The following is a 20555-nucleotide window of genomic DNA, read 5'->3' as shown; positions in this document are numbered from 1 at the left end:
CGCGCTGATCATCGGCCTGGATTAGGCAGACTGGTCCCCATGGCCGAGGCTTCCGACTCGAACGGGCGGGCGGCGACGCGAGCCCGGATGTCGGGCAAGGAGCGTCGCCTCCAACTCGTCGACGTCGGCCGTCGCCTGTTCGCCGAGAAGGGTTTCGAAGGCACCTCGGTCGAGGAGATCGCGGCGAAGGCCGGCGTCTCCAAGCCGGTCGTGTACGAGCACTTCGGTGGCAAGGAAGGCCTCTACGCGGTCGTCGTCGACCGCGAGATCGAGCTGCTGCTGGAGCGCATGACGAACGCGCTGACCAGCCGCAACCCGCGTCAGCTCGCCGAGCAGGCCGCGCTCGCACTGCTGGAGTACATCGAGACCAACACCGACGGTTTCCGCATCCTCGTGCGGGACTCGCCGGTCACGCAGTCCACCGGTGGCTTCGCGAGCCTGATCTCCGACGTCGCGAGCCAGGTCGAGCACATCATGGTCGCGCAGTTCAAGGCGCGCGGCTTCGACCCGAAGCTCGCCCCGATGTACGCGCAGATGCTCGTCGGCATGGTCGCGCTGACGGGGCAGTGGTGGCTCGACGTCCGCAAGCCGAAGCGGGCCGAGGTCGCCGCCCACCTGGTCAACCTCGCCTGGAACGGTCTGGGCCACCTCGAGGCCAAGCCCGCCCTGAAAACGGTCGCCGCCGACGGCACCAAGCCGGTCCGCGCGTCCGGGAAGAACGCGGAGCGACGCGCGAGCAAGTAGCCTCACCTCTGCCGATCCCGGGTCGTCTAAGGGCAGGACAAGCGGTTTTGGTCCGCTTTATGGGGGTTCGAATCCTCCCCCGGGAGCAAGTCGACCGGACGCTGGAGGACCCGTGAAGCCCGCCGCCGTGATCGTGCTCGCCGCCGGCGAAGGCACCCGGATGAAGTCGTCGACCCCGAAGGTGATGCACACCCTCGGGGGCCGGTCGCTCGTCGGACACGCCCTCGCCGCCGCCCGGGGCACCGACCCCGAGCGCGTGATCGTCGTCGTCGGCTCCGGCCGCGAACTGGTCACCGCGCACCTCGGCGAGATCGACGCCGCCGCGGTGCCCGTCGTCCAGGAGCCGCGCAACGGGACGGGCCACGCGGTGCGCATCGCCCTGACCGAGGCCGCGCCCGACGTCACCGGGACCGTCCTCGTCGTCTGCGGCGACGTGCCGCTGCTGCGCACCGAGACCCTGCAGGCCCTGCTCGACCACCACGCCGCGGAGGGCAACGCCGCGACCGTGCTCACCGCGATCGTCCCGGACCCCACCGGCTACGGCCGCATGGTGCGCGACGACAGCGGGGCGGTCACCGCGATCGTCGAGCACCGCGACGCGACCGACGCCCAGCGTGCGATCGCCGAGATCAACTCCGGCATCTACGCCTTCGACGGCGCGCTGCTGCGGGACGCGCTCGGCCGCCTGCGCACCGACAACAGCCAGGGCGAGGAGTACCTCACCGACACCCTCGAGATCCTGCGCACCGACGGCCACCGCGTCGGCGCGCTGCCGGCCGAGGACTTCAACGAGATCCACGGGATCAACGACCGCGTCCAGCTCGCGCACCTGCGTCGGCTGCTCAACGACCGGGTCTGCGAACACTGGATGCGGGCCGGCGTCACGATCGTCGACCCCGCGACGACCTGGATCGACGTCGAGGTCACCCTCGCCCCGGACGTCACGCTCGCCCCGAACACGCAGCTGCACGGCCGGACGCGGATCGCCGCCGGCGCCGTCGTCGGCCCGAACACGACGCTGACCGACGTCGAGGTGGGGGAGGACGCGAAGGTCCTGGCGACCCACGCGACCGACGTCGAGATCGGGCCCGGCGTCTCGACCGGCCCGTTCACGTTCCTGCGCCCCGGCACGACGCTGGCCGCCAGGAGCAAGGTCGGCGCGTTCTGCGAGGTCAAGAACTCCAACCTCGGCATCGGCTCGAAGATCCCGCACCTGTCCTACGTCGGCGACGGTGACATCGGCGACGGCACCAACATCGGCGCGGCGACGATCTTCGTGAATTACGACGGGCAGACCAAGAGCCGCACCAAGGTCGGCGACCACGCGTTCGTGGGCTGCGACACCATGCTCGTCGCGCCGGTCACGGTGAACGACGGGGCGTACGTCGCGGCCGGGTCGGTGATCACCTCCGACGTCCCGCCCGGGGCGATGGCCGTCGCCCGCGGCAAGCAGCGCAACGTCGAGGGCTGGGTCGAGCGCAAGCGCCCGGACTCGAAGTCGGCGAAGGCGGCCGCGGCGGCCCGCGAGGCCCGGGAGCAGAACGGGTCCTGACGTCCCCCGATTCGCGCGATGAACCCGACATGAAGGACACTGCTGCCTAGCGTCCCCACCGCATCTGACGCCAGGGCCCCCGGAGGAGCAGACCCATGACGGGTATCACGACCACCGGCGAGCGGAAGCTGCTCGTCATGGGGGGCCGCGCCTACCCCGAACTGACCGAGGAGATCGCCTCGGAACTCGGTATCGAGCCGACCCCGACGACCGCGCTCGACTTCGCCAACGGCGAGATCTACGTGCGGTTCCAGGAGTCGGTCCGTGGCGCGGACACCTTCGTGATCCAGAGCCACGCGACGCCGATCAACCAGGCGATCATGGAGCAGCTGATCATGGTCGACGCGCTCAAGCGCGCCTCGGCCAAGCGCATCACCGTCGTGATGCCGTTCTACGGCTACTCCCGCCAGGACAAGAAGCACCGCGGCCGCGAGCCGATCTCGGCCCGCCTGATCGCGGACCTGTTCCGCACCGCCGGCGCCGACCGCCTGATCTCCGTCGACCTGCACACCGCGCAGATCCAGGGCTTCTTCGACGGCCCCGTCGACCACCTGTTCGCGCTGCCGCTGCTGACGCGCTACGTCGGCAACCGCGTCGACCGCAACCGTCTGACGGTCGTCTCCCCGGACGCCGGCCGCGTCCGCGTCGCCGACATGTGGACCGACCGTCTCGGCTGCCCGCTGGCGATCGTCCACAAGCGCCGCGACCCGAACGTGCCCAACCAGGTCAAGGTCCACGAGGTCGTCGGTGAGGTCGAGGGCCGCACCTGCGTGCTCGTCGACGACATGATCGACACCGCCGGCACCATCACCCAGGCCGCCGACGCCCTGTTCGAGAACGGCGCCGCCGACGTCATCGTCGCCGCGACCCACGCGATCCTGTCCGGCCCCGCCGTGGACCGGCTCAAGAACTCCCGGATCTCCGAGGTCGTCGTCACCAACACGCTCCCCATCGAGGAGGAGCGCCGGTTCGACAAGCTCACGGTGCTCTCGATCGCCCCGCTGATCGCCCGCGCGATCCGCGAGGTCTTCGACGACGGCTCCGTCACCAGCCTCTTCGAGGGCCAGGGCTGAGCGTCCGGTAGGCTTCCCGGGTTGCCCGGCGAGGGAGACCACCCGCTCTTGGGGGTAGGGACTCCGTGATCGACGGCGAGTACGGTCCTCCGTGGGCCCGCGCTTGCCGCGCCCACGTCGAGCATCGACCCACCGCCCGTACGTGAGAAACACGTTCGACGTTCGCATGTGAAAGAGGAGTTCCACCGTGGCCGAGGTCAAGATCAGCGCCGAGTCGCGCAGCGAGTTCGGCAAGGGCGCCGCCCGGCGGATCCGCCGCGACCACAAGGTCCCGGGCGTCCTCTACGGGCACGGTCAGGACCCGAAGCACATCACGCTGCCCGGCCACGACCTGATGCTCGCCCTCAAGACGGCGAACGTCCTGCTCTCCATCGACCTGGACGGCAAGAACGAGCTCGCGATCCCGAAGGACGTCCAGCGGGACCCGATCAAGGGCGTGCTCGAGCACGTCGACCTGCTCATCGTGAAGCGCGGCGAGAAGGTCAAGGTCGAGGTCGCCCTCAACGTCATCGGTGAGCCGGTTCCGGACGCCATGGTCGCCCAGGAGCTCAACACCCTCGAGGTGATGGCCGAGGCCACCCACATCCCGACGGCGTTCGACGTCGACATCACCGACCGCCCGATCGGCTCGCAGATCCTCGCCAAGGAGATCGACCTGCCGACCGGTGTCGAGCTCGTCACCGACCCCGAGCACCTCGCGGTCAACATCATCCCGGTGCCCGTCGCCGCCGAGCCGGAGGGCGAGGAGGCGGCCGAGGGTGCCGCCCCCGCGGCCGAGGCTGCGGCCGAGACCGAGGGCGACGCCCCCGCCGAGGCCGCCGAGTAGTTCGGCGAGCTCTCCCGCACGGCCGCCGGCATGTCCGAGGACCGCTGGCTCGTCGTCGGCCTGGGGAATCCCGGGCCGGAGTACGTCGCGAACCGGCACAACGTCGGGTTCCTCGTCGTCGAGACCCTGGCCGAGCGCAACCGCTCGTCGTTCAAGGCCCACAAGGCGCGTGCGGACGTCGCCGAGACGCGGTTGGGCGGCCCGGGTGGGCCGCCCGTCGTGCTCGCCCGTCCGCGGTCGTACATGAACGAGTCCGGCGGCCCGGTCTCGGGGTTGTGCAAGTACTACGACGTCCCGCCCGAGCGCCTGGTCGTGATCCACGACGAGCTCGACCTGCCGTTCGCCGCCCTCCGGGCCAAGTTCGGGGGCGGCGACAACGGCCACAACGGGCTGAAGTCGATCCGCCGCTCGCTCGGGACCGGCGACTACCACCGGATCCGGTTCGGCATCGACCGGCCGCCGGGGCGCATGGACCCCGCGGCCTACGTCCTGCGCGACTTCTCCGCCGCCGAGCGCAAGGACCTGGACCTGGAGCTCGACCGCTGCGCCGACGCGGTCGAGATGCTCGTCCGCGAGGGTCTCGAGCGAACGCAAAATACGTTCAATTCGTGACGTTTCGGACCCCCGCAGGGTGGGGTACGAGCCCGGGCGTTGTGTCGTCGACGACGGTGTCGATGCCGGTGGACATGTCGGGACTCGTCGGGACGGCCTTACCAAGGCCTTTCCCAACCTGGCCCTGCCGATGGGAGGGGTAGGCCGCTGTCGCCCGTAGAAAAAGGTATGGGCCGTCACGCCCGCCCTCTCGGCGGAACCGAAACGTGCGCCCCGGACGCTGCTCCCGCGGGAGCTGTGGAGTCGCCGGGCGAAAGTCTCCCGGGCGCGACCGGCCGTCGCCGCGCTCCGCGCCCGCCCGCTGACGCTCCGTCGCCGAGTCCGTCGTCGAGTCCGTTGTCGAGTCCGTCGCTGAGTCCGGCACCGCCCCGTGGTGGCCGCCATCGAGCGCCGAGCATCCCCGAACCCCCGGCCGTCGTGCCGGTCGACGTGGTCCACGCCGAGGTCCACCCCCGGATCCACGCCGAGATCCACACCGAGCCCGCGCCCCGGCCCCGCGGTCACCGCCGGGCGCCGAAACGCCGGATGCCGATCGCGGTCCCGGCGGCGGCCGGCGCGGCGGTGGCGGTGACCGCCGTCGGCGGCGTGACCCTGCACGGGGTCGGGGGGAGCTCCGGCGGCGTCGCCCTGGAGTCCGTGGCCGGTGTCGGCGGCGCCTCCGAGGTCCAGCGGGTCGTCGTCCCCGAGCGCGCGACGCGCGACCAGATGCGGGCCGTCCTGGGGTCCAAGGCCGCGAACCAGGCCCGGGCCCGCGCGAAGGCCCTGCGGGACGAGCGGCTGGCCCTCGCGGCGGCCCAGCGCCTCGCGGCCCTGCAGCGCGCCTGCGGCTACAACCCGTACGCGCAGAAGAACGAGAAGCTGAACGCCGAGCAGCAGCGCAATGCGCGGATCATCATCGACGTCGCCCAGCGGATGGGCCTGCCCCCGCGGGCCGCGGTGATCGCGATCGCGACCGCGCTGCAGGAGTCGTACCTGAAGAACCTCCGCGGCGGGCACCTCGACTCGGCCGGCCTGTTCCAGCAGCGCCCGTCGGCGGGCTGGGGGAGCTACTCGCAGGTGACGGACCCGTACTACTCGGCGCGGAAGTTCTACACCGAGCTCAAGGAGGTCCGCGGCTGGCAGCGCCTGCCGCTGACCGTCGCCGCCCAGGACGTCCAGGTCTCCGCGTTCCCCTCCGCCTACGCCCGGTGGGAGCGGATGGCCGCGCAGCTCGTCAGCTCGGTCCTGAAGGTCCCGGTCGAGGAGCTCAACTGCACCCCGCTGCGCAGCACCTGAGGCAGTCGCTGAGCTCGGTTACCTGGAGTTAACGCGGGAGTCCCGGTCCGGGAAAAGCGCGCTGGCACGCTCCGGCCGTGCCCCCGATCTCGTACGTCACCGTCCACGGGTACCGCCGCGCGTTCCGCATGGCCGGAAGCGGCCCGCCCCTGCTGCTGATCCACGGCATCGGCGACAGCTCCGACACCTGGGACACGGTGATCGACGAACTCGCCGAGCACTACACCGTCATCGCCCCGGACCTGCTCGGTCACGGCCGGTCCGACCGGCCCCGGGCGGACTACTCGATCGCCGCCTTCGCCTGCGGGATGCGCGACCTGATCAGCGTCCTCGACCTCGACCGCGTCACCGTGTGCGGGCACTCGCTCGGCGGCGGGGTCGCGATGCAGTTCGCCTACCAGTTCCCCGAGCGCTGCGAGCGCCTCGTGCTCGTGTGCACCGGCGGGGTCGGGCCGAAGACGCACCCGCTGTTCCACCTGGTCGCGACGCCCGGCGTCGAGACCTTCCTGCCGGTGCTGCGCATGCCCGGGGTCAAGACGGTCGGGTCCGTCGGGCTCACGCTGCTGCGGTGGCTCGACACCGACCTCGGGCGGGACGCCGGTGACCTGATGCGGCTGTTCGACGCGCTGCCCGACTCACCGGCGCGGAGCGCGTTCCTGCGGACGCTGCGCGCCGCCGTCGACCGCCGCGGCCAGGTCATCACGATGCTCGACCGCTGCTACCTCGCCGAGGGCATGCCGACGCTGCTGATCTGGGGTGCGCGGGACGCGATCATCCCCGTCGACCAGGCCCACCTCGTGCACGAGGCGATGCCGGGCAGCCGGCTGGAGATCTTTCCCGACGCCGGGCACTTCCCGCACCACACCGATCCGGAGCGTTTCCTCGCCGTGCTCCGCGACTTCCTCGACTCCACCGAGCCCGCCGACTACAGCTCCGCCCAGTGGCGCACCCTGCTCCGCACCGGCCGGGGCATGCCCGGCCCCGGGGCGACCCTCGCCGCCGTCCCCGACCCCGCCGAGGACGCGACGATCGGCGCCTAATCCCGGGCCTGGTCCCGGTCCCGGACCGGCTGGCCCTTCAGCGCGGCCCGCATCGCGTCGCGCCAGATCGGTCCGGGCAGCGCGCCGCCGAACAGGGTCTCGTAGCGCTGCCCGCCGATGCGGACGTTCTTCAGCGGGCGGGACCCCTCGGGGTACCCGGCCCACACCGCGGCGGCGAGCCGCGAGGTGAACCCCGCGAACCAGACCGCGGTTGCGTCGTTGGTCGTTCCGGTCTTGCCGGCGGCCGGGCGGCGGCCGAGGGACATCTTCGCGCCGGTGCGGTCGTCGAGGTCTCCGTCGATGACGCCCTCGAGCAGCTTCGTCACCCCGCGGGCGACGTCCTTCGGGATCACCTGGTCGCAGTCACGGCCGGGGACGTCGAGCTCACCCCCGTCGGGCTCGGTGATGCCGACAATCGCGCGGGAGGCGCAGTGCTTGCCGTCCGCCGCGAACGTCGCGTACGCCTCGGCCAGCCGCAGCGGCGAGACCTCGTCGACGCCGAGCACGAACGACGGCACCCGCGACAGGTCCTCGCCGTCCGCACGGCGGACGCCCATCTTCTCGGCGAGCTCCGGGGGCGCGCAGGTGCCGACCTCCTCGGCGAGCTGGACGTAGTAGGTGTTCACGGACCTCGCCGTCGCCGACGCGAGGTCGAGCGAGCCGAAGCTGCGCTTCTCGTAGTTGCCGACGCTGTAGGGCGGATAGGTGCGGCCGGTCGCACAGTTCGTGAATCCGTCGACGGTCACGGACGAGGGCGCGCTGAACCGCTTCGAGGGCTCGATGCCCTTCTTCAGTGCCGCGGCGGCGACGAACGGCTTGAACGTCGACCCGGCCTGGAACCCGGCGCTGCCGCCCTGGTCGCGGTCGAGGGCGTAGTTCACCGTCGTCTGGCCGGCGTCGGTGTCCTCGCCCCACTCCCGGTTGATCGCGACGGCCCGGACCGCGCCCGTGCCCGGTTCGGTCATCACGATCGCGCTCGCGATGTCGTGACCGCGCGCGATGTGGTCGTCGACGGCGGCCTCGGCGGCCTGCTGAACCTTGGGGTCGAGCGTCGAGCGGATCGTGAGCCCGCCCTCGTACAGTCGCTCCATGCGTTCGGCAGGAGAGCTGCCGAGGCTCTTCATCGCGCGGACCTCCGCCACGACGTAGCCGCAGAACCACGGGTGGGGGGAGTCCGCGCAGCCGAGGCGCAGCGGGGTCGGTTCCAGACGGAGTGGCTCGGCCTTCGCGGCCTCGGCCTGCTCGCGGTTGATCCGGCCGACCTCGGCCATCCGGGTCAGCACGACGTTGCGGCGCTTCGTGGCGTTGTCCGGGTTCTTGATCGGGTCGTACGCGGTGGGCGCGCGCACGATGCCGGCGAGCAGCGCGCTCTGAGCCAGCGTCAGGTCCTTCGCGGGCTTGCTGAAGTAGCGTTGGGCGGCGACCTGAACGCCGTACGCGCCGTTGCCGAAGTAGACGAGGTTCAGGTAGCGCTCGAGGATCTCGTCCTTGTCGAGTCGGCTCTCCACCGCGAGGGCGGCTCCCATCTCGCGGATCTTGCGGGAGATCGTCGTCTCGGTGGCCCGGCTGACGTCGTCGTCGTCCTCGGCGGCCGCGACCTGCGCCTGCTTGACGTACTGCTGCGTCAGCGTCGAACCACCCTCCTCGACGCCCCCGGCCGCGATGTTGGCCGTCAGTGCGCGCACCATCCCCACCGGGTCGATGGCGCCGTGGTCGTAGAAGCGGTTGTCCTCGATCGCGAGCACGGCGTCCTGCACCGCCGGGGCGACGTCGGTGAGGTCGACGTCGACGCGGTCCTGCACGCCGAACGTCGCGATCACCGAGCCGTCGGTGGCCAGCACACTCGATCGCCGCGGGGCGTCGGGCGCGACCGCGGAGGAGGGGATCCACTCCTCCAACGCCACGGCCTGAGACTCCGTCAGCGAGTACAACCCGGCCGCCAGCGTCGCCAGCAGCGCGAACACCACGGCCCCGACGGCGCCGACGACGCGTGGCCCCCCGGCCCGGATCTGTTCCCCCAGGTTCACGCGCGTTCCTCCGCGTCGGCGTCGCTCGGCAGACTCTCGGTGAGGCCGACCCGGTCCACCACGCGGTGGTACCGCTCCCCGAGGAGACCGCCGGCGACCGCGCCGAGCGCCGCGACGCCGAGCGCGCCGAGTCCGAGGGCCACCGTCGCGATGCCGGGCACCAGCGAGAGCGCGACGTCCCGGAAGCCGAGGTCGAGCACGAGCGCGAGCAGGAACAACGCGACCGGGACGCCCACGGTCCATCCGCAGACCGCGACCCCCTGCAGCAGACCGTCGAACCGGGCCATGCGCGCGGCCACGTAACCCCCGCAGAGGAAGGCGCCGAACAGGACGACCGCGAGCAGGATCGCGCCGAGGATGCTGACCGCGACGGCGTTGGACGCGGCGCCGTCGGTGGCGCTGTTCGGGTCGGTGCCGAGCACGACGCCGATCGCGATCATCAGCGCCAGGACGCCGGAGGTGAGCAGCACGGTCATGCCGACCGCGGTGACCCAGCCGAAGAACGCGGCGCCGACCTGGACACCACCGAACACCCGGCGCTGCCGGGCGACCACGGCCTCCGGGCCGATGCGGTGGCGGCTCCGGCGGCGTCGCAGCTGGGTGGGCAGGACGGTCCCGGTGCCGATCCGGGCTGGGGTCACCGACACGGTTCGGCTCCTCGGGTGGTGGACGGACGGGTTCGCGGGCGCGGGGTGCGGGACGGCGCCGCTCGGTCGAGCAGCGCGAGCGCCTCGCCGGCGGACGCGGGCCGCTCGGAGGTGCGCAGTCGGGTGCAGGCGTCGATGACGTCCCAGAGGGCCGGCGGCGCGCTCGCCCCGACGCAGACCTCGAGCAGGACGCCGCAGGAGTACAGGTCGGAGCGGTAGGTCGGGGCGACGCCCTCGAGGACCTCGGGCGCGACGTACCGCGCGGTCCCCATGACCTCCCCGGTCTGCGTCAGCCGCGCGGCGGCGGGGGAGAGGGCGATGCCGAAGTCGAAGAGCTTCGCGTCACCGGTCTCGGTGAGGAGCAGGTTGGACGGCTTGATGTCGCGGTGCACGACCCCGGAGTCGTGGACGTAGGCGACGGCCTCCAGGAGGTGGCGCGCGAGCGTCATCGCGTCGGGCGGGTCGTCGGCCTTCATCCGCTGGGCGAGGGTCTTCCCGCGCACGTACTCCATCGCGAGGTAGGGCCGGCGATGGTCGCCGCCGTCGTCGACGACCGCGACGAGCCGCGGGTGCCGCAGCGTCCCCGCGATCTGGGCCTCCCGGCGGAAGCGGTCGACGAACTGCGGGTCCAGCGCCAGGGAGTCCGCGAGGATCTTCACCGCGACCGCCTCGAACACCGGGGCCGGGCCGCGGTGATCGTCCGCCAGCCAGACCGACGCCATCCCGCCCGTCCCGAGCAGCCGCCGCAGTCGGTACCGGTCGCCGAGCCCGAAGGGCGCCCCGGCGCCGAGTTCGCCGGCCGCCTCGACGGCCCGGCCCGCCGGCTGGGTCGCGTCGAGGAGGGGCGGTGTGGAACTCCGACGCTGTCGCATACGAAGGAGCGGCTACCCGCCGTTCCCCCCGGCACGCAGTCCGCAGCCGCTGCGAAAGATCTGTTCGGTAGATCACGGTGACCTCGCCCGACACGCCGGACAACACGCGGACGAATCCGGACACGTCGGACACACCTCCGGAGGGGTCTCGACGGAGGCGAGATCGGTTCGGAAACGAGTGCCGAGTCCCGACCTACGGTCCATCCCCGTGTCTCCCACCGACCACGCGCACGGCCGGCTGTGGCTTGGCTCACCACGGCGCCCCTCGCGTTCCCGCCCGAGCCGCCGCGGCCGCCATTCCCTCGCCGCGGCCGTCGCCCTCGCCCTCGTCGGCGCCGCTCTCGCGGGCCCGGTGATCGCCGACGAGTCGGCCGCCGACGCTGCTGACGCCGACGCCGCCGAGACCGCGGCCGCTGCCGTCGGCCCCGCCGGACCGGTGCCCGCCCCCGGGGACCGGTTCCTGGCCCGCGGCTGGGAGCGCAGCGCGCCGTCCGTGCCGGCCGGTGCGCTGCCCGGCGTCACGGCGGAGCCCGTCCGGGCGGACGAGCGGGCCTCCCGCGCCGCGCCGCGCCCGGAGCTGGTCCTGCGCCGCCCCGAGGCCGTGCTCGGACAGCCGCTGCCGCAGCAGGTGCTCGCGAAGCCGATCCGGCGGCGCGCCACGCTGCCGAAGCTCGGCGGCGCCTGCGGGTACAACCCGCGGATCCAGCAGTTCCCCGCACTCGACGCGCACCAGATGGCGAACGCGCGGACGATCGTCGCCGTCGGGAAACTGCTCGGCCTGCCGCCGCGGGCGGCCGTCATCGCGGTCGCGACGGCCTACCAGGAGTCCTGGATCCGCAACCTGAACTGGGGCGACCGCGACTCGCTCGGGCTCTTCCAGCAGCGCCCGTCCTACGGCTGGGGCACCAAGGCGCAGATCCGCACCCCGGCCTACGCGGCGGCCGCGTTCTACGGGCCGCTGGTCGCGATCCCCGGCTGGGAGCGGATGCCGCTCACCGTCGCCGCCCAGGCCGTCCAGCGGTCGGCGTTCCCGAACCGGTACGCCCAGTGGGAGCTGCTCGCCGCGACGGTCGTCGACCGGCTGCTCGAGGTGCCGGACCGGCAGCTGCGCTGCCGCCGCTGAGGATCAGCGGCCGGGGCAGAAGATGCCTTCGGCCTGGATGTTCTCGTCGGCGTCGGTGTCCTCGAAGCCTTCGAGGAACGCGGTGAACGCGGCCGAGAACGCCGCATCGTCCCCGGTCTTCGCGGCCTCGACGACCTTGGCGTAGCTCTCGTCGCTGTAGCGCTGGAACGCCTTCATCGCGGCGGCGGCCGCCCGGTCGGCCTCGGTCACCGGGAGCTTGGCGACCTCGGCGTCGAACTTCTCGACCAGCGCCGCCAGCTTCGGCTCGTCCTCGAGGAACTGCTCGCGGGTCGGGTCCTCGCCGCCGGTGACGTCGAGACTGTCCGCCGAGAGCTGGTCGCAGAGCCGGTTGACCTTGTCCGCGAAGCTGCCGGGGGCGGGGAACGGGCTCTCCGAGGCCTCGATGTCCTCGCCGAGGTCGTCGGCGTCGGAGTCGTCGTCGCTGCATCCGGCGAGGGCGAGGAGCAGCACGGCCCCGATCGCCGCCGCGCGTCGCCAGGGCCCACTCCGCTGCGTGCTCATGCTCGCGATCCTTCCAAACGGTCGGCCCGGACGCGCTGTCGCCGGGCCGACGTAGGCTGAGCTCACCCCGGTCCGGTTTGCGGATCCGGGGTGTTCGCGTTGTCCGCACCCGCCTGGGAAGAGACTCACCGTGCCGCTGTCCGGTCTCCTCGACGTCGTCGCCACCGACCCGGTGCTCGCCGACGCGCTGATCCGCGCCCAGGCCGGCGACCTGCCGAGCCTGGACCTGATCGGCCCGCCCGGGTCGCGCCCGTTCGCCCTCGCCGCGCTCGCCGCCCGCACCGGTCGCCCGGTGCTCGCCGTGGTCGCGACCGGCCGCGAGGCCGACGACCTGCAGGCCGCCCTGTCCGCGCTGCTCCCGGCCGAGCGCGTCGCGGTGTTCCCCTCCTGGGAGACCCTCCCGCACGAGCGGATGTCGCCCCGCGCCGACACCGTCGGCCGCCGGCTCGCAGTGCTGCGCCGGCTCACGCGGCCGCTGCCGGACGACCCCGCCGCGGGGCCCCTCGACGTCGTCATCTGCCCGGTGCGCAGCCTGGTGCAGCCGATGGTCCCGGGCCTCGGTGAGCTGGAGCCGGTCAGCCTCCGGGTCGGCGACGAGGTCGAGCTCGACGCCGTCGTCGACGGCCTCGCCGCGGCCGCCTACGCCCGCGTCGACCTCGTCGAGCGCCGCGGTGAGTTCGCCGTCCGTGGTGGTCTGGTCGACGTGTTCCCGCCCACCGAGGAGCACCCGCTCCGCGTCGAGTTCTGGGGCGACACGGTCGAGGAGATTCGCCCGTTCAAGGTGGCCGACCAGCGCAGCCTGGAGTCGGGGGAGAAGGCCGAGACCCGCGAGACGCTGTGGGCGCCCCCGTGCCGGGAGCTCCTGCTCACCAAGGAGGTCCGCGACCGCGCCGCCGCGCTGCGCACCTCGCACCCGGAACTGGAGGACATCGTCGGCCGCATCGCCGACGGCATCGCGGTCGACGGCATGGAGGCGCTCTCGCCGGTCCTGGTCGACCACATGGAGCTCCTCGTCGACCAGATGCCCCCGAACACGCTGATCGTCGCCTGCGACCCGGAGCGCGTCCGCGCCCGCGCCGTCGACCTGGTCCGCACCAGCCAGGAGTTCCTCGAGGCCTCCTGGTCCGGCGCCGCCGCCGGCGGGAAGGCCCCGATCGACCTCGGCGCCGCCGCGCTCCGTGACCTCGGCGAGGTCCGCGAGCACATCCGCGGCCTCGGTCTCCCGTGGTGGACGATCGCGCCCTTCGCCTCCACCGACTCCGCCGACGACACCGTTGCGCTCGACGAGGTGGCTGCAACAGCGACCGATCCTTCGGCCGCTGCGCTGGGGGCGCGGGCGCCGGAGGCCTACCGCGGCGAGACCGCGCGGGCGGTGGCGGACGTTCAGGCCTGGCTGGCCGACGGGTGGTCGGTCGTGATGGTCGCGGCCGGGCACGGCACGGCGCAGCGGACGGTCGAGGTGCTGAGCGCCGACAACCTCCCGGTGCGACTGGTTGACGAGGTCGCCGGTCCGCCGGAGCCGGGCGTGGCGCTCGTGACGTGCGCGGAGCTCGCGACCGGGTTCGTGGACGAGGCCCGCAAGCTCGCCGTTCTCACCGAGTACGACCTCACCAGCCGGGCCGGGATCTCGACCAAGGACCTGCGGGGCCGGATGCCGAGCCGGCGCCGCAACATGGTCGACCCGCTGCAGCTGCGGCCGGGGGACTTCGTCGTCCACTCCCAGCACGGCGTCGGCCGCTACGTCGAGATGGTGCAGCGCACCGTCGGCGGGGCGACCCGCGAGTACCTCGTCATCGAGTACGCGCCGAGCAAGCGCGGCCAACCCGGCGACCGGCTGTACGTCCCCTCGGACGCGCTCGAGGCCGTCACCCGCTACGTCGGTGGCGAGCAGCCGGCGCTGCACCGCCTCGGCGGCGCGGACTGGCAGAAGGCGAAGGGCCGTGCCCGCAAGGCGGTCAAGGAGATCGCGGGCGAGCTGATCCGCCTCTACGCCGCCCGCACGTCGGCTCCCGGGCACGCCTTCGGGCCGGACACCCCGTGGCAGCGCGAACTCGAGGACGCCTTCCCCTACATCGAGACGCCCGACCAGCTCGCGGCCATCGACGAGGTCAAGGCGGACATGGAGAAGCCGTACCCGATGGACCGCGTGATCTGCGGCGACGTCGGCTACGGCAAGACCGAGATCGCGGTCCGCGCGGCGTTCAAGGCGGTGCAGGACGGCAAGCAGGTCGCGGTCCTGGTGCCGACGACCCTGCTGGCCCAGCAGCACTTCCAGACCTTCTCCGACCGGTACGCGCCGTTCCCCGTGACCGTGCGGAACCTCTCGCGGTTCAACACGGCCACCGAGACCGAGGCCGTCATCTCCGGTCTCGCGGACGGCAGCATCGACATCGTGATCGGAACGCACCGCCTGCTCTCGCAGACGACGCAGTTCAAGAACCTCGGGCTGATCATCGTCGACGAGGAGCAGCGCTTCGGTGTCGAGCACAAGGAGCAGCTGAAGAAGCTGCGGACCCACGTCGACGTGCTCACGATGTCCGCGACCCCGATCCCGCGAACGCTGGAGATGTCGATCACCGGGATCCGGGAGATGTCGACGATCCAGACCCCGCCGGAGGAGCGGCACCCGGTCCTCACCTTCGTCGGGCCCTACCAGGACAAGCAGATCCAGGCCGCGATCCGTCGAGAGCTGATGAGGGAGGGTCAGGTCTTCTACGTCCACAACCGGGTGGAGTCGATCGAGAAGGCCGCGAAGCGCCTGGTCGACCTCGTTCCCGAGGCGCGGGTCGCGACCGCGCACGGGCAGATGAACGAGCACACGCTCGAGCAGGTCATCGTCGACTTCTGGGAGAAGCGCTTCGACGTCCTCGTCTGCACGACGATCGTCGAGACCGGCCTGGACATCTCCAACGCGAACACGCTGATCGTCGAGCGCGCCGACGTGCTCGGCCTCGCGCAGCTGCACCAGCTGCGTGGCCGCGTGGGCCGGTCGCGCGAGCGCGGGTACGCCTACTTCCTGTACCCGCCGGAGAAGCCGCTGACCGAGACCGCGCACGAGCGGCTCGCGACCATCGCGCAGCACACCGAGCTCGGCGCCGGCATGTACGTCGCGATGAAGGACCTCGAGATCCGCGGCGCCGGCAACCTGCTCGGCGGCGAGCAGTCCGGGCACATCGAGGGCGTCGGGTTCGACCTCTACGTCCGGATGGTCGGCGAGGCTGTCGCCGAGTACAAGGCGCAGGGGGAGGGCAAGGACGCCCCGCCCTCGGAGGTTCGCGTCGAGCTGCCCGTCGACGCCCATATCCCGCACGACTACATCCCCGGCGAGCGGCTGCGCCTGGAGGCGTACAAGCGCATCGCGGACATCGGCTCGATCTCCGGGCGGGACCCGGAGGAGGACATCACCGCCGTCCGCGACGAGCTCACCGACCGCTACGGGCCGGTGCCGACCGAGGTGGAGAACCTGCTCGCCGTCGCGCGCTTCCGCTCGCTGGTCCGGGGCGCCGGGATCGAGGAGGTGACGGTCGCCGGGCCGCACGTCCGGTTCAGCCCGGTGACGCTGCGGGAGTCCCAGCAGATGCGCCTGCAGCGCCTGTACCCGAAGTCCGTGGTGAAGGTGCCCGTGCGTACGATCCTCGTGCCGCGCCCGAGCACCGCACGGGTCGGTGGAACCCCGCTCGTCGGCCTGGAGCTGCTGGACTGGGCCCGCCAGGTCGTCGAGCTGGTGACCTCCGACATCTCGAGCGCCAACACCGCCGGCAAGTCCTGAGGAGATCCGCGTGAACCGCAGCAGGCGCGTCGCGCTCCTGTTCGCCGCCGTCGTGACGTTCGGCGGTCTGTCCGCCTGCGAGCCGAGCCAGCTGGGTGCGGCCGCGATCGTCGAGGACCAGCGGATCACCGTCAGTGAGATCCAGGGCTACCTGGACCAGGTCCGGGACCAGCGCAAGGAGTACGGCCTGCCGACCCAGCTCGACCGGGACGCCGCGCGCGTCGAGGTCGAGCGGCGGGTGCTCAACCTGGTCTTCGAGCGCGCCGCGCAGCAGATGAACATCCGCGTCACCGAGGCGGAGATCGAGAAGACGCGCGCCGCGGAGACCCGGTCGGCGGACGAGATCGCGGAGCTCGCCGCGCAGAACAACGTCACGGCCGACTCCCTCGACGAGGTGTACCGGCGCTTCACCATCGAGCGGTTGATCAGCGAGGCGATCGAGCAGCAGCTCCCGAACGCCGGCGAGGTCCAGCTCAACGAGGAGTTCGCGCGGCGGCTGGTCGCGGTCGCCGAGTCGCTGCGGATCAAGGTGAACCCGCGGTACGGCACGTTCGATCCGAAGGTGGGTCAGGTCATCGCGACCCAGTGGGACTTCCTCAAGGCACCCAAGGGGTGAACCGCCCCGACCGCCCCGGGGCGGCGCTGCTGGAGCTGGTGGCGGTCATGGACCGTCTCCGCTCGCCGGGCGGGTGTCCCTGGGACGCCGAGCAGACCCACACCTCGCTGCTGAAGTACCTCGTCGAGGAGACCTACGAGACGATCGAGGCCGTCGAGTCCGGGGACCGCGCGCACCTGCGCGAGGAGCTCGGGGACCTGCTGCTGCAGGTCGTCTTCCACGCGCGCATCGCGGCCGAGGACGCCGAGGACCCCTTCGACATCGACGACGTCGCCGCCGGGATCTCGGCCAAGCTGGTCCGCCGGCACCCGCACGTGTTCGCGGACGTCGTGGCCGAGACGGCCGCCGACGTCGAGGCGAACTGGGAGAAGCTGAAGGCGCAGGAGAAGGGCCGCTCCTCCGCGATGGACGGGGTGCCGCTGGCCCAGCCCGCCCTCGCGCTCGCGGACAAGCTGCTCTCCCGGGCCGAGAAGGCCCCGCTGGTCCTGCCGGTGCCGCAGGCGGACGTCCCGGCCGACGCCGACCTCGGTGAGCTGCTGTTCGCCACCGTCGCCGCGGCCCGGGCCCGCGGTCTCGACGCCGAGGCCGAGCTGCGCGCCGCCTGCCGACGCTTCGCCGCGACGATCCGGGACCTGGAGCAGACCGCAGCCCGTGAGCCGGGGGAGGGCGGGGGAGCATGACGACCACGGCAAACGGAGCCGACTACACCGAGGCGTTCGTCGCCGCCGCGGCGGCGATCCTCGACGAGCACCTCGCGCTCGACCCGGTCACCGCGACCGCGCTCGGTGACCACCGGTTCGACGACCGGCTGCCCGCGACCGGCTCCGTGGCCCGCGCCGACGAGCTCGCGCGGCGGACGGCCCGCCTCGACGAGCTGGCCGCGCTGCCGCCGGCCGCGAGCGCCGCGGAGTCCGTCGACCGCGAGATCCTCGCCCACCACCTGCGCCGGCGGGTCTTCGAGCTGACCGAGCTGCGTGAGCACGCGTGGAACCCGCTGGAGGCCAACCCGGGCACGGCGCTGCACCTGCTGCTCGCCCGCGAGTTCGCCCCGGCCGCGGACCGCATCCGGTCCATGGCCGGCCGGCTGGCGGCCGTCCCGGCCACCCTGACCCAGGCCCGGGCGGACCTTGAGGCGATGCCGGCGATCCACGTCGAGACCGCGATCGGCCAGTTCACCGGGACGCGGACGCTGATCGCCACCGAGCTCGAACGCACCGTCGCCGCGGCGAACGACCCCGGGCTGCGCGCGCTGATCGAGCCCGCCGCCGAGGCCGCCACCGAGGCGCTCACCGAGCACCTGGCGTGGCTGTCCGACCGCCTGCCGGAGGCGACCGGCGACCCGCGGCTCGGGCCGGAGCTCTTCGCCCGCCGCCTGCGGCTCACGCTCGACACCGACGACGACCCCGACACCCTGCTGGCACGGGCGGAGTCCGAGCTGGAGCGGATCAGCGAGGAGATCGCCGAGACCGCCGCGCGGATCGACGGCGGCCGCCCCGGGCCCGGGCAGGTCCGGCGTGTGCTCGACGGCCTCGCCGCCGAGGCCCCGACCAACCACACGATCGTCGGCCTGGCCGAGCAGACGCTGGTCGAGACGACCGCCTTCGTGCGCGAGCGCGACCTCGTCACCGTCCACGACGACCCGGTCGAGATCGTCGTCATGCCCGAGATCCACCGCGGCGTCGCGGTCGCGTACTGCGACCCGCCGGGCCCGCTGGAGACGGCGAACCTGCCGACGTTCTATGCGATCTCGCCGACCCCGGCCGACTGGCCGGCGGAGCGGGTCACCTCGTTCTTCCGTGAGTACAACTGCCACATGCTGCGGAACCTCACGATCCACGAGGCGATGCCCGGCCACGTCCTGCAGTTGGCGCACGACCGCCGCTGTGTCGCGCCGACGAAGGTGCGCGCCGCGTTCTGGAGCGGCCCGTTCGTCGAAGGCTGGGCGGTCTACTCCGAGGAACTGATGGCGCGTCACGGTTTCGGCGGCGACGCCCTGCGCATGCAGCAGCTGAAGATGCAGCTGCGGATGACGATCAACACGATCCTCGACGTCCGCGTGCACACGCGCGGGATGACGCAGGACGAGGCCATGGCGCTGATGACCGGCCGTGGCCACCAGGAGGAGGGCGAGGCCCACGGCAAGTGGCGCCGGTCCCTCCTCACCTCCACCCAGCTCTCGACGTACTTCGTCGGGTACCTCGGCGTCCGTGACCTGGTCGCCGAGGTCCGGGCCGCGGCCCCGGGCGCAACGGAGCGCGAAGTCCACGACCGCCTGCTCGCCCACGGCTCGCCGCCCCCGCGGCACCTGCGCACCCTGCTCGGTCTGTGACCCCGCGGTGCGCGAATCGGGCGAAGGCGGACAATCGAATGAAGCATCTTCGTGTTCACCCGGAGCCGCCGGTGCGGCTCCGCCGTCGCGTTGCGAACGCTCGGTAGTGTCGTCAGCGCTGTCTGAAATGGAGTGACGAACGTGGCCACCATCGACGAGATCGTCGCGATCGAGATCCTCGACTCGCGCGGCAACCCGACCGTCGAGGTCGAGGTCGTGCTCGACGACGGCAAGGTGGGGCGCGCGGCCGTGCCCTCCGGTGCCTCCACCGGCGCCTTCGAGGCCGTCGAGCTCCGGGACGGCGACGAGCGCTACCAGGGCAAGGGTGTCCTCAAGGCCGTCGCGGCGGTCGAGGAGGAGATCCAGGACGCGCTGCTCGGCTTCGACGCCAGTGAGCAGCGCCTGATCGACCAGGCCCTGATCGACCTCGACGGCACCCCCGGCAAGTCGCGCCTCGGTGCGAACGCGCTCCTCGGCGTCAGCCTCGCCGTCGCGCGCGCCGCCGCGGAGAGCGCGGACCTGCCGCTGTTCCGCTACGTCGGCGGCCCGAGCGCGCACGTGCTGCCGGTGCCGATGATGAACATCCTCAACGGCGGCGCGCACGCGGACACCAGCGTCGACATCCAGGAGTTCATGATCGCCCCGGTCGGGGCCGAGTCGTTCTCCGAGGCGCTGCGGTGGGGCGCCGAGGTCTACCACTCGCTCAAGTCCGTCCTGAAGCAGCAGGGCCTCGCGACCGGCCTCGGCGACGAGGGTGGCTTCGCGCCGGACCTGCCGTCGAACCGCGCGGCGCTCGACCTGATCGCGACCGCGATCGGTGCGGCCGGGTTCCGCCTCGGTGACGACGTCGTGCTCGCGCTCGACGTCGCCGCGACCGAGTTCCACTCCGACGGCGTCTACAACTTCGAGGGCCAGAAGCGCACCGCGGAGCAGATGGCCGACTACTACGCGGACCTCGTCGCCAGCTACCCGCTGGTCTCGATCGAGGACCCGATGAACGAGGAGGACTGGGCCGGCTGGCACGCGCTCACCGAGCGCCTCGGCGACAAGGTTCAGCTCGTCGGCGACGACCTGTTCGTCACGAACCCGGAGCGGCTCGCCCGCGGCATCGCCGAAGGCACCGCGAACGCCCTTCTGGTGAAGGTCAATCAGATCGGTACGCTGACCGAGACCCTCGACGCCGTGAATCTCGCGCACCGCAACGGGTACCGCTGCATGATGAGCCACCGCAGCGGCGAGACCGAGGACACGACGATCGCCGACCTCGCGGTCGCGACCGACTGCGGCCAGATCAAGACCGGCGCCCCGGCGCGGTCCGAGCGCGTGGCGAAGTACAACCAGCTGCTGCGCATCGAGCAGATGCTCGACGACGCCGCCCGCTACGCCGGCCGTTCCGCCTTCCCGCGGTACCAGGGCTAGGCACTCGCATGAAGGTGCCCCGCCGCGCCGCCGCGCGACCGACGTCTCGGGACAAGGCTCACCCGGCCGCGAGCCGCGGCGACGCGCGGCCGGCGGTGCACAGCGGCCG

Annotated in this window: 17 protein-coding genes and 1 tRNA gene; 14 read left to right on the top strand and 4 right to left on the bottom strand. The window is 72.4% G+C overall.

What is annotated here, in order from left to right; translation table 11 throughout:
* Nucleotides 1-39 precede the first annotated feature (39 nt).
* The 8 genes from ABD401_RS23415 to ABD401_RS23380 all read left to right on the top strand — a co-directional run bounded on the left by ABD401_RS23415 (nucleotide 40) and on the right by ABD401_RS23380 (nucleotide 7122).
* Nucleotides 40-744, top strand: a complete 705-nt coding sequence (locus ABD401_RS23415) for a TetR family transcriptional regulator (protein ID WP_344609331.1) — start codon at nucleotides 40-42, stop codon at nucleotides 742-744.
* 15 nt (nucleotides 745-759) lie between these two features.
* A tRNA-Gln gene (locus ABD401_RS23410) sits at nucleotides 760-830 on the top strand.
* Nucleotides 831-856: 26 nt separating this feature from the next.
* Nucleotides 857-2296: a bifunctional UDP-N-acetylglucosamine diphosphorylase/glucosamine-1-phosphate N-acetyltransferase GlmU gene (gene glmU, locus ABD401_RS23405; protein ID WP_344609329.1), complete on the top strand. Its 1440-nt coding sequence runs from the start codon at nucleotides 857-859 to the stop codon at nucleotides 2294-2296.
* Between the two features lie 95 nt (nucleotides 2297-2391).
* Complete coding sequence (locus ABD401_RS23400; protein WP_344609327.1) at nucleotides 2392-3369, top strand: ribose-phosphate diphosphokinase; 978 nt, start codon at nucleotides 2392-2394, stop codon at nucleotides 3367-3369.
* Between the two features lie 187 nt (nucleotides 3370-3556).
* Nucleotides 3557-4195, top strand: a complete 639-nt coding sequence (locus ABD401_RS23395; protein ID WP_344609325.1) for a 50S ribosomal protein L25/general stress protein Ctc — start codon at nucleotides 3557-3559, stop codon at nucleotides 4193-4195.
* A 30-nt stretch (nucleotides 4196-4225) separates the two neighbouring features.
* On the top strand, nucleotides 4226-4807 hold the full coding sequence (gene pth, locus ABD401_RS23390) for an aminoacyl-tRNA hydrolase (RefSeq protein ID WP_344609323.1): 582 nt from the start codon (nucleotides 4226-4228) through the stop codon (nucleotides 4805-4807).
* A gap of 417 nt (nucleotides 4808-5224) precedes the next feature.
* Nucleotides 5225-6082, top strand: a complete 858-nt coding sequence (locus tag ABD401_RS23385; protein WP_344609321.1) for a hypothetical protein — start codon at nucleotides 5225-5227, stop codon at nucleotides 6080-6082.
* A 77-nt stretch (nucleotides 6083-6159) separates the two neighbouring features.
* Entirely contained in the window at nucleotides 6160-7122 is a 963-nt protein-coding gene (locus ABD401_RS23380) for an alpha/beta fold hydrolase (protein ID WP_344609319.1), read from the top strand.
* Here the strand turns inward: ABD401_RS23380 and ABD401_RS23375 are convergent.
* From ABD401_RS23375 to ABD401_RS23365, 3 genes are read right to left on the bottom strand one after another with little or no spacing between them, the layout of a single operon-like run.
* Nucleotides 7119-9149 carry a transglycosylase domain-containing protein gene (locus ABD401_RS23375; protein ID WP_344609317.1) on the bottom strand — a complete coding sequence of 677 codons (2031 nt, stop codon included), beginning with the start codon at nucleotides 9147-9149 and terminating at the stop codon, nucleotides 7119-7121. The two genes, ABD401_RS23380 and ABD401_RS23375, sit on opposite strands and share 4 nt — an antisense overlap.
* Nucleotides 9146-9796, bottom strand: coding sequence for a hypothetical protein (locus tag ABD401_RS23370; protein ID WP_344609315.1), 651 nt, complete (start codon nucleotides 9794-9796; stop codon nucleotides 9146-9148). Before ABD401_RS23370 ends, ABD401_RS23375 begins: the two co-directional genes overlap by 4 nt.
* Nucleotides 9787-10668, bottom strand: coding sequence for a serine/threonine-protein kinase (locus ABD401_RS23365; protein ID WP_344609313.1), 882 nt, complete (start codon nucleotides 10666-10668; stop codon nucleotides 9787-9789). The genes ABD401_RS23370 and ABD401_RS23365 overlap by 10 nt, the downstream gene beginning before the upstream one ends.
* 208 nt (nucleotides 10669-10876) lie before the next feature.
* Here ABD401_RS23365 and ABD401_RS23360 point away from each other — a divergent pair, with 208 nt between their 5' ends.
* Nucleotides 10877-11791: a hypothetical protein gene (locus ABD401_RS23360; RefSeq protein ID WP_344609311.1), complete on the top strand. Its 915-nt coding sequence runs from the start codon at nucleotides 10877-10879 to the stop codon at nucleotides 11789-11791.
* A gap of 3 nt (nucleotides 11792-11794) precedes the next feature.
* On the opposite strand, the gene ABD401_RS23355 is transcribed toward ABD401_RS23360, so the two are convergent.
* A complete protein-coding gene (locus ABD401_RS23355) occupies nucleotides 11795-12313 on the bottom strand; it encodes a hypothetical protein (RefSeq protein ID WP_344609309.1) in 519 nt (172 codons plus the stop codon).
* A 130-nt stretch (nucleotides 12314-12443) separates the two neighbouring features.
* Between ABD401_RS23355 and mfd the strand changes: the two genes are divergently transcribed.
* The 5 genes from mfd (at nucleotide 12444) to eno (ending at nucleotide 20446) form a co-directional block, all read left to right on the top strand.
* Nucleotides 12444-16082 carry a transcription-repair coupling factor gene (gene mfd, locus ABD401_RS23350; protein WP_344609307.1) on the top strand — a complete coding sequence of 1213 codons (3639 nt, stop codon included), beginning with the start codon at nucleotides 12444-12446 and terminating at the stop codon, nucleotides 16080-16082.
* 10 nt (nucleotides 16083-16092) lie between these two features.
* Nucleotides 16093-16698, top strand: a complete 606-nt coding sequence (locus ABD401_RS23345; protein WP_344609305.1) for a SurA N-terminal domain-containing protein — start codon at nucleotides 16093-16095, stop codon at nucleotides 16696-16698.
* On the top strand, nucleotides 16695-17378 hold the full coding sequence (locus tag ABD401_RS23340) for a nucleoside triphosphate pyrophosphohydrolase (protein WP_425566239.1): 684 nt from the start codon (nucleotides 16695-16697) through the stop codon (nucleotides 17376-17378). The genes ABD401_RS23345 and ABD401_RS23340 overlap by 4 nt, the downstream gene beginning before the upstream one ends.
* Nucleotides 17375-19027: a DUF885 domain-containing protein gene (locus tag ABD401_RS23335; protein WP_344609303.1), complete on the top strand. Its 1653-nt coding sequence runs from the start codon at nucleotides 17375-17377 to the stop codon at nucleotides 19025-19027. The genes ABD401_RS23340 and ABD401_RS23335 overlap by 4 nt, the downstream gene beginning before the upstream one ends.
* Nucleotides 19028-19168: 141 nt before the next feature.
* A complete protein-coding gene (eno, locus tag ABD401_RS23330; protein WP_344609301.1) occupies nucleotides 19169-20446 on the top strand; it encodes a phosphopyruvate hydratase in 1278 nt (425 codons plus the stop codon).
* Nucleotides 20447-20555 lie beyond the last annotated feature (109 nt).

This window comes from Sporichthya brevicatena (assembly GCF_039525035.1).
Taxonomy (GTDB): domain Bacteria; phylum Actinomycetota; class Actinomycetes; order Sporichthyales; family Sporichthyaceae; genus Sporichthya; species Sporichthya brevicatena.
The sequence above is the reverse complement of the archived record's forward strand: the minus strand, read 5'-3'. Positions and strand labels throughout refer to the sequence as shown.

What these genes read in the sequence shown, in the direction of transcription:
- pth (WP_344609323.1), top strand. Translation starts at nt 4,226, where the DNA reads ATGTCCGAGGACCGCTGGCTCGTCGTCGGCCTGGGGAATCCCGGGCCG.
- ABD401_RS23415 (WP_344609331.1), top strand. Translation starts at nt 40, where the DNA reads ATGGCCGAGGCTTCCGACTCGAACGGGCGGGCGGCGACGCGAGCCCGG.
- ABD401_RS23335 (WP_344609303.1), top strand. Translation starts at nt 17,375, where the DNA reads ATGACGACCACGGCAAACGGAGCCGACTACACCGAGGCGTTCGTCGCC.
- ABD401_RS23365 (WP_344609313.1), bottom strand. Translation starts at nt 10,668, where the DNA reads ATGCGACAGCGTCGGAGTTCCACACCGCCCCTCCTCGACGCGACCCAG.
- ABD401_RS23355 (WP_344609309.1), bottom strand. Translation starts at nt 12,313, where the DNA reads ATGAGCACGCAGCGGAGTGGGCCCTGGCGACGCGCGGCGGCGATCGGG.
- ABD401_RS23400 (WP_344609327.1), top strand. Translation starts at nt 2,392, where the DNA reads ATGACGGGTATCACGACCACCGGCGAGCGGAAGCTGCTCGTCATGGGG.